The organism is Acidovorax sp. (genome assembly GCF_046341535.1).
Taxonomy (GTDB): domain Bacteria; phylum Pseudomonadota; class Gammaproteobacteria; order Burkholderiales; family Burkholderiaceae_C; genus Acidovorax.
This window is the reverse complement of the sequence record NZ_JBKDRI010000048.1, coordinates 1-7,781: the sequence shown is the minus strand read 5'-3', so window position 1 is coordinate 7,781 and position 7,781 is coordinate 1. Positions and strand designations below refer to the sequence as shown.

The following is a 7,781-nucleotide window of genomic DNA, read 5'->3' as shown; positions in this document are numbered from 1 at the left end:
AAAGCGAAAATCGGCCCCAGCGAGGACAGTTTTTGCCGAATTTGCAGCCCCATAGCCGAGCCATGGGGCAAAAAGGCGGTTAAAAATGGACCGCTGCGGTCGATTTGCAGCCGACGATTTCCAAGTCCGACAGGCTCCTAGCAGGAAGACGGCAGCGGCGGCGCGTTTTCAGCAGGAGACCTCACCCATGACCACAGACCGGCATCCCAAGCGCTTCTCGATGATCCGCGAGTTCCATCTGGCCGACTGGTTCACGCTGGGCAACGCCGTGTGCGGCGTGGGCGCGCTGTTTTCGTCCATGACGTATCTGGAAACCGACGCCGTGCGCCACCTGTACTACGCCTGCGCGCTGGTGCTGGCAGCGCTGGTCTTTGATGTGCTCGATGGCCGCATCGCCCGCTGGCGCCAGAAAAGCTCGGCCATGGGCCGCGAGCTCGATTCGCTGGCCGACGTGATCTCGTTTGGCGTGGCACCGGCCATCATCGCCTATGGCTGCGGCATGCAGGGCTTGTACGACCGGGTGGTGCTGGCGTTCTTTGTGGCCTGCGGCGTCTCGCGCCTGGCGCGCTACAACGTCACGGCCGAAACCCTGTCCGAGGGCACGGGCAAGGTCAAGCACTTCGAGGGCACGCCCATTCCCACATCCATCGTGCTGGTGGGCCTGCTGGCGCTGGCCGCCTGGTCGGGCGCGGTGCGCGAGAACCTGTGGTTTGGCAAGGTGCTGATCGGCGGCTTCACGCTGCACCCGCTGGTGCTGCTGTTTGCGGTGTCGGGCTCGCTCATGATCAGCCGGATCCGGATACCCAAGCTGTGAATTCATCCCCTCGCGCGGACAAATGCTATGTTTTATGTAGCGCAAGTTCCTTACGGGACGTGCGTAACCGCGCAAAAATCATGGCAATCTGAACCGTCGCAGGCTTGCGGTTGACCAGCACCAGTGCCGCCGCCAACCCCGCGGTCATCGGCTTGCCCAGGATGCCGGCAAATTCGCCCGCCACCGGCCCTGCCCTGCCCCGCTGGATGGGGCCGCCACGCCAGGCACCACGGCTGCCCACGCCACCCCACGGTACACTTTATGCTTTCTGACACCGGTTCTTAGCGTTCCGCACACCCGTTCATGGCCCTTACCACGGCGGCCCAGGCCCGCATCAGCTTTGACCTCAAGAGCGCCTCGCTGCCCGTGGTGGCCGTGATGCTCAAGACCACCGACGCCGCGCTGTTCATCACCGAACTGGCGCAGCGCATGGTCGATGCCCCTGGGTTCTTCGACAACGACCCGGTGCTCATCGACCTGAGCGCCGTGCGCGAGGCCCCTGAGCCCATCGACTTTGCCGCCATCGTGGCAGCCCTGCGCAGCCACAGCACCTTGCCCGTGGCCGTGCGCGGCGGCAGTGCGGCGCAGATGGAGGCCGCCTGCGGCGCAGGCCTGGCCGCCGCACCCGATGCCCCGCCCCCCCGCGCCGAAACCGCCGCCCCCGCCGAAGTGCGCGAAGTCGTCCGTGAAGTGGTGCGCGAGGTCGAGGTGGTGCGCGCCGTTCCCATGGCAGGCCCCAGCACCTTGGTGATTGACAAGCCATTGCGCTCCGGCCAGCAGGTGTACGCCCGTGGCGCGGATCTGGTGGTGATGGCCGTGGTGAGTTTCGGCGCGGAGGTGATTGCCGACGGCAACATCCATGTGTATGCACCGCTGCGGGGCCGTGCGATTGCGGGCGCGCGGGGCAACACCGAGGCGCGCATCTTCAGCACCTGCCTGGAGCCCCAGCTCGTGTCGATCGCGGGCACCTACCGCACCACCGAAACCGAGCTGCCTGCCGCCGTGCGCGGCAAGCCCGCCCAGGTGCGCCTGGAGGGCGACAAGCTCATCATCGAAGCGCTCCAGTGAACCAGCCTCCTGTGTCGCTTCTTTCCTTGGCCTGGGCGCGGGGGCGTGCCGTGCGCCTTGGCGATGCATGCACCCCGACAACGGATCCTTCATTCAACAGCAACCCCTCAAGAGACCTTCACACATGGCCAAAATCGTCGTCGTGACTTCCGGCAAGGGTGGCGTGGGCAAGACCACCACCAGCGCCAGCTTTGCTACCGGCCTCGCCCTGCGCGGCCACAAGACTGCCGTGATCGACTTTGACGTCGGCCTGCGCAACCTGGACCTCATCATGGGTTGCGAGCGCCGCGTGGTGTACGACCTGATCAACGTGATCCACGGCGAGGCCAACCTCAACCAGGCCCTCATCAAAGACAAGCAGTGCGACAACCTGTTCGTGCTGGCCGCCAGCCAGACGCGCGACAAAGATGCGCTCACGCAGGACGGCGTGGAAAAGGTGCTGACCGACCTGGCCGCCATGGATTTCGAGTTCATCGTGTGCGACTCGCCCGCGGGCATCGAAAGCGGCGCACTGATGGCCATGCACTTCGCCGACGAGGCCCTGCTGGTGACCAACCCCGAAGTCTCCAGCGTGCGCGATTCCGACCGCATTCTGGGCATGCTGGGCAGCAAAACCCGCCGCGCCATCGAAGGCGGCGAGCCCATCAAAGAGCACCTGCTGATTACCCGCTACAACCCCAGCCGCGTGCAGGACGGCCAGATGCTGAGCCTGGAGGACATCCAGGACATCCTGCGCATCAAGCTGATCGGCGTGATCCCGGAGTCGGAGGTGGTGCTGCAGTCGTCCAACCAGGGCACGCCCGCCATCCACGCCAAGGACACCGATGTCTCCGAAGCGTACAAGGATGTGATCGACCGCTTCCTGGGCCAGGACAAGCCCCTGCGTTTCATCGAAGCAGAAAAGCCCGGCTTCTTCAAACGCCTGTTCGGGAGCAAATAAGCCATGGCGTCGTTCCTGTCCTTCCTTCTTGGCGAGAAGAAAAAAACCGCCAGCGTCGCCAAGGAGCGCCTGCAGATCATCCTGGCGCACGAGCGCAACGGCCGCAACGCGTCCGAGCCCGACTACCTGCCCGCCCTGCAGCGCGAGCTGGTGGCGGTGATCTCCAAGTACGTCAAGATCAACGCCGAAGACATCAAGGTGCAACTGGAGCGCCAGGACAATCTGGAAGTGCTGGAAGTCAAGATCGAGCTGCCGGACACGGTGCGGTGAGCGCAACGACGGCATTCACCACCCCAACACATGTCGGTTGAAAAAAGGCTTCGGCGCACATGAATTGGCGCCGCAACGCCGGGCCCTAAAGCGGGTGCTCCGTATAGAACTTGCCACCGTGGTACAGCAGCGGCGGCACACCGCTGCGGTGGCTGCAGCGCTCCACCTCGCCCACAAAGATCACGTGGTCGCCTTCTTCATACCGGCTGCGGCTAAAGCATTCAAACGTGGCCACCGTACCGGCCAGCACAGGCGCGTCGCTGATGCCGCGGCTGTGTTCCACGCCTGCCCAGCGGTCCGCACTGCGCGATGCAAAGCGCTCGGCCAGGGTTTTCTGGTCGGCGGCCAGCACGTTGATGGCGTAGTGCAGGCCGTTGGCAAAGACCGGCATCGATGCCGCCGTGCGCGACAGGCTCCACAGCACCAGCGGCGGATCCAGCGAAACCGAGTTGAACGAGTTGATGGTGATCCCGATGAGCTCACCGTCTGCGTCGCGCGCGGTGACCACCGTGACGCCGGTGGCGAACATGCCCAGCGCATCGCGGAATTCGCGGGGGGAGAAGCTGGGCGGGCGGGCGAGTACGGGGCGCGGCAGAGGGGAGGTCACAAAGGCGGGGCTGCGGGGCAGCGTTGGGCTGAGCCAACATTATGGTGCGTTGCAGTCGGATGCGCTGACACGGGGTTAAGCTCGCTTGTCCGCGTTTCACTCCTTCCACCCCCAGCATGCCCTCCATCCCCCATTTCACCAGCCTCGGCTCCGGGCCTGTGGTGCTGATGCTGCACGACGCCGACGGTGACCACATCACCTTTGCCCCGCAGGTCGAGAGCCTGGCGGGTGCCGGCTACCGCGCCGAGGCCTGGGACATGCCCGGCTACGGATACAGCGCGCCGGTGGAGCCTTACACCTTCAAGGCGCTGGCCGCCAGTTGCGCGGCCCTGATCGACGCGCTGCAGGCCGCGCCGGTGGCGCTGATCGGTCATGGCATGGGCGCGATGGTGGCGCTGGAGACAGCGCTGCGTCAGCCGCAGCGGGTGCATCGCCTGGTGCTGTGTGCGGGCGGGCCGCCGCTGGACGCACAGGCGGTGCACGACTGGGTGGCGCCGCGTCAGGCGGCACTGGCGGCCCTGGGCGCGGGCGGCAGCATGGCGCAGCTGGCGCAGACGCTGGTGCCCAGGTTCATCGGCACGGGAGCCCTTGCGCAGGGGGTGCAGCTGGCGGTGCATGCGCTGGGCCGCGTGTACCCAGGCGCCTATCGGCATGCCCTGGATGCGCTGCCCACGTTTGACCGCCGCGCCCCTGTGCTGCAGCGGCTTGCCGCGCCCGTGCTGCTGCTCGGTGGCGCGGCCGACCGTTGCACGCCGCCCGCGGCGCTGGAGGCACTGGCCCAGGTTCTGCCGGATGCCGTGCATGTGAGCCTGCCGCAGGTGGGCCACTGGCCCCAGCTGGAAAGCCCGGAGGCGTTTGACGCTGTGCTGCTTCACTTTCTGGCCGAGCGGCGGGTGTTGCATTGATGTCCACGCAGGCCCCTTTGACCCCGCTGCCTGCCGCTGCATCGCCCGCCATGCGGGTGGCGCTTGGCTTGCTTGCCGCCATCGCCGTGGCCGGGGCGCTGTGGGTGCCCTTGCTGCTCTGGCCGGCCGCCGGGAGCCCCAACGGCGTCTATGGCCTGCAACCTGATGCGCCGTCTGCGTTGGACAGCGGGGCCGGGAGTCTCGCTGCTCCGGCGGGCGTTTCTGCACACCCCTCCGCGGCCGACCTCCACGCGCCCGCTGCCGTCGCGGCACAGCCCCCGCCCAGCGTGGAGGCGGCCGCGTCAGCTTGCGCGCTGCTGCAGCCGCGCCTGCCGGGTGTCTCGCGCGCCCAGTGCCTGGCCGCGCAGTTGCAGCCCAGCGGAGCCCTCTCACGCGATGGCACACCGTTGTACTGGCGCGATGTGCTGCCGCCCATTGCGGTGGCCGATTCCCGTAACGGCTCCCGGCCCGACGCGGAGCCGCTGCGCGTGCTGGTGGTGGGGGCAATCCACGGCGACGAGCTGACCGCCGGATCGCTGGCGCTGCGCTGGATCGGCATGGCGGAGGGCGAACGCGCCGGGATGCAGCCCGCGCCAACGCCGCCCGGGGCACTGCAGAGTACGGTCGCGTTGGCCGCCACAGAGCCGGCGCCGGTGCACTGGCGCTTCATTCCAGTGCTCAACCCCGACGGGTTGCTGGCGCCCACGCCCACCCGCGTCAATGCCAGCGGGGTGGACCTCAACCGCAACTTTCCAACCCCTGGCTGGGCGCATGAAGCCCCCATCTACTGGGAGCAGCGCACCCGCAAAGACCCTCGTCGCTGGCCGGGTCACCAGCCGCTGTCCGAGCCCGAGTCGCGTTTTCTGCACCGGCAGATCGAGCTGTTTCGGCCGCAGTTGGTGGTCAGCATCCACGCGCCCTATGGTGTGCTTGACTTTGACGGCCCGCACGACCCGCCCCAGCGGCTGGGGCGCCTGCGCATGGACAAACTGGGTGTGTTCCCCGGCTCGCTCGGGCATTACGGCGGGCTGCACCGGGGGGTGCCGGTGGTCACCATCGAGCTGACGCACGCCCTGCGCATGCCGCCCGAGGCCGAGGTGCGGGCCATGTGGCGCGACCTGCGCCAGTGGATCAACACCCGCCTGATCGACAGCGGCGACACCACGGCTGCCGCGCCGGCCACCGGCGTGCAGCGCTGAAGTCGCTGGAGATCAAAACCCGGATTCAAAATACGGGGTTGCGCTGGATGCGTAAGTCTTAGCAGCTACAACTATGATAGCATCAAGCGCGGCGCGGTCCGCGTGATCAGGACAAGGCCACGCCCCTGCTGCGCTGCGCGGGCATGCCCAGAAAGCCGAAATCCATGGCGGGCTCCTGGCCACTGAGCAGCTCGGCCAGCGCCTTGCCCGAGCCTGCGCCATGCGTCCAGCCCAGGGTGCCGTGTCCCGCGTTCACCCACAGCTTGCCCAGGCGGGTTCGTCCAATGAACGGAATATTGGTGGGCGTGGCGGGGCGCAGACCCGTCCAGTACTGCGGATTGCCGCCTTCCTCGGGCGTGCGGGTGTCGCACACGCCGGGCAGGATTTCCTCGATGCGGCGCGACAGCATGTGGCAGCGCGCGCGCGCCACCGGGCTGTCCAGACGGAGGTCAAAACCCCCGAGTTCGATGGTGCCCGCCACGCGCAGGTGGTTACCCAGGCGGCTCATGGCGATCTTCTTGCCATCGTCAATGGTAGAGACCATGGGGGCGCCCTCAGGCCGCAGCAGCGGGAAGGTGGCGCTGTAGCCCTTGCCTGGATAGATGGGCAGATCCACGCCCACCGTGCGCAGCAGCGGTGCCGTGTACGAACCGCAGGCCACCACGAAGGCATCGGCCTTCAAGATGAAGTCTTTTTGACTGCCAGAGGCCGTCGCGCGGGGCATGACAGCGACCGAATCAATCGCATCACCAATTTTGTGGAGCCGCAGCACATCGTGCCCGTACAGGAACTGCGCCCCCCGGGCCGCACAGCGCCGCGCCAGCGCCTGGGTGAAAACGCGCGCATCGCCACTTTCATCGGTGCTGGTGTAGGTGCCGCCGGTGATGCGGTTGCCATAGGCTTTGAATGCGGGCTCGATGGCCAACAGCTCCTCGCGGCTGACCAGGCGGCGCTGCACGCCGTGCCGACGCATCAGCTCCACCGCACGGCCGGCCGCGTCCAGGGACTTCTGGTCGGTGTAAAAATGCGCGATGCCGCGCTCCAGGCGGTTGTATTCAATGCCCGTGGCGTTGACCAGGTCCTTCAAAGCGGCGTGGCTGTACGCGCCCAGCGCCACAATTTGCTGCACATTGCGCTCAAAGGCGGCGTCGTTGCATTGGGCCAGAAACTGCAGACCCCAGCGCCACTGCTGCCAGTCCAGCTGGGGCCGCAGCAGCAAAGGGGCTTCCTTGTCGAACATCCACTTGAACGCCTTCAATGGTGCCTCGCGGTTTGCCCAGGGCTCGCAGTAGCTCACCGAGATCTGCGCCGCGTTGGCAAAGCTGGTTTCCATCGCGGCGTCGGCCTGCCGATCCACGACGGTGACCTGGTGGCCGCGCTCCAGCAGATGCCACGCGGTGCTGATGCCAATGATGCCGGCGCCGAGGATGATTGTTTTCATGCTCAGAAGTGTGCGCGACGTTGCTTTTTACCAAAAGCAAAATTAAACTTCTAGTAAAAACATCAGCGGACCTAATGCGGTTCCTTTACGCCCCTTGCCTTGCCCGCCACCGGGCCCACCAACCATGAGTACCTACGATCCCGCTGCCCTGGAATGCCTTGCCGCCATTGTGGAAGAAGGCGGTTTTGAACGCGCTGCGCAGCGCCTGAATGTGACGCAGTCGGCCGTGTCACAGCGCCTGCGGGCGCTGGAGGCGCAGGTGGGCTCGGTGCTCATCGTGCGCAGCCGGCCTTTGCGGCCCACGTCGGCCGGGCAACTGCTGCTCAAGCACACCAAGCAGATGCGCCTGCTGCGGGCCGACCTGGAGCGCGACCTGCGCGAACTGGCCCCCAGCGCTCCGGGCGGCGCCCGCGAAGATGAGCGCGTTGCCATCGCCATCAACGCCGACAGCATCGCCACCTGGGCCATGGGCGCGCTGCATGACCTGGTGCGCCAGCGGCTGCCGCTGGAAATCATCGTGGATGACCAGGATTTCAC

10 protein-coding genes are annotated in these 7,781 nt (G+C 66.7%); 7 read left to right on the top strand and 3 right to left on the bottom strand.

Going from position 1 to position 7,781, the window contains the following annotated elements; all coding sequences use genetic code 11:
* The first annotated feature begins 187 nt into the window (after positions 1-187).
* Positions 188-814 carry a CDP-diacylglycerol--serine O-phosphatidyltransferase gene (gene pssA / locus ACK543_RS03225; RefSeq protein WP_409941420.1) on the top strand — a complete coding sequence of 209 codons (627 nt, stop codon included), beginning with the start codon at positions 188-190 and terminating at the stop codon, positions 812-814.
* A gap of 25 nt (positions 815-839) precedes the next feature.
* Here pssA and ACK543_RS03220 read toward each other — a convergent pair whose 3' ends face one another.
* Positions 840-998, bottom strand: a complete 159-nt coding sequence (locus tag ACK543_RS03220; protein ID WP_409941419.1) for a hypothetical protein — start codon at positions 996-998, stop codon at positions 840-842.
* 119 nt (positions 999-1,117) lie between these two features.
* Between ACK543_RS03220 and minC the strand changes: the two genes are divergently transcribed.
* The 3 genes from minC (at position 1,118) to minE (ending at position 3,092) form a co-directional block, all read left to right on the top strand.
* Complete coding sequence (gene minC, locus ACK543_RS03215; protein ID WP_409941418.1) at positions 1,118-1,882, top strand: septum site-determining protein MinC; 765 nt, start codon at positions 1,118-1,120, stop codon at positions 1,880-1,882.
* Between the two features lie 124 nt (positions 1,883-2,006).
* Positions 2,007-2,822 (top strand): septum site-determining protein MinD, encoded by an 816-nt coding sequence (gene minD / locus ACK543_RS03210; protein WP_409941417.1) that lies wholly within the window; start codon positions 2,007-2,009, stop codon positions 2,820-2,822.
* A 3-nt stretch (positions 2,823-2,825) separates the two neighbouring features.
* Positions 2,826-3,092, top strand: coding sequence for a cell division topological specificity factor MinE (gene minE / locus ACK543_RS03205; protein WP_409941416.1), 267 nt, complete (start codon positions 2,826-2,828; stop codon positions 3,090-3,092).
* An 85-nt stretch (positions 3,093-3,177) separates the two neighbouring features.
* On the opposite strand, the gene ACK543_RS03200 is transcribed toward minE, so the two are convergent.
* Entirely contained in the window at positions 3,178-3,699 is a 522-nt protein-coding gene (locus tag ACK543_RS03200) for a flavin reductase family protein (RefSeq protein ID WP_409941415.1), read from the bottom strand.
* A gap of 116 nt (positions 3,700-3,815) precedes the next feature.
* Here ACK543_RS03200 and ACK543_RS03195 point away from each other — a divergent pair, with 116 nt between their 5' ends.
* On the top strand, positions 3,816-4,604 hold the full coding sequence (locus ACK543_RS03195) for an alpha/beta fold hydrolase (protein WP_409941414.1): 789 nt from the start codon (positions 3,816-3,818) through the stop codon (positions 4,602-4,604).
* Positions 4,604-5,803 carry a M14 family zinc carboxypeptidase gene (locus ACK543_RS03190; RefSeq protein ID WP_409941413.1) on the top strand — a complete coding sequence of 400 codons (1,200 nt, stop codon included), beginning with the start codon at positions 4,604-4,606 and terminating at the stop codon, positions 5,801-5,803. The genes ACK543_RS03195 and ACK543_RS03190 overlap by 1 nt, the downstream gene beginning before the upstream one ends.
* A gap of 106 nt (positions 5,804-5,909) precedes the next feature.
* Here the strand turns inward: ACK543_RS03190 and ACK543_RS03185 are convergent, their stop codons facing one another.
* The gene (locus ACK543_RS03185; protein ID WP_409941412.1) at positions 5,910-7,244 is read right to left on the bottom strand and encodes a D-amino acid dehydrogenase; all 1,335 of its coding nucleotides are present in this window, start codon (positions 7,242-7,244) and stop codon (positions 5,910-5,912) included.
* 124 nt (positions 7,245-7,368) lie between these two features.
* On the opposite strand from ACK543_RS03185, the gene ACK543_RS03180 reads away from it, so the two are divergent.
* The coding region (locus ACK543_RS03180; protein ID WP_409941411.1) for a LysR family transcriptional regulator at positions 7,369-7,781 on the top strand (413 nt) is incomplete at its 3' end.

Excerpts from the sequence above, each read along its gene's own strand:
- ACK543_RS03185 (WP_409941412.1), bottom strand. The coding sequence starts at position 7,244 with ATGAAAACAATCATCCTCGGCGCCGGCATCATTGGCATCAGCACCGCG.
- ACK543_RS03190 (WP_409941413.1), top strand. The coding sequence starts at position 4,604 with ATGTCCACGCAGGCCCCTTTGACCCCGCTGCCTGCCGCTGCATCGCCC.
- minC (WP_409941418.1), top strand. The coding sequence starts at position 1,118 with ATGGCCCTTACCACGGCGGCCCAGGCCCGCATCAGCTTTGACCTCAAG.
- ACK543_RS03195 (WP_409941414.1), top strand. The coding sequence starts at position 3,816 with ATGCCCTCCATCCCCCATTTCACCAGCCTCGGCTCCGGGCCTGTGGTG.
- minD (WP_409941417.1), top strand. The coding sequence starts at position 2,007 with ATGGCCAAAATCGTCGTCGTGACTTCCGGCAAGGGTGGCGTGGGCAAG.
- minE (WP_409941416.1), top strand. The coding sequence starts at position 2,826 with ATGGCGTCGTTCCTGTCCTTCCTTCTTGGCGAGAAGAAAAAAACCGCC.
- pssA (WP_409941420.1), top strand. The coding sequence starts at position 188 with ATGACCACAGACCGGCATCCCAAGCGCTTCTCGATGATCCGCGAGTTC.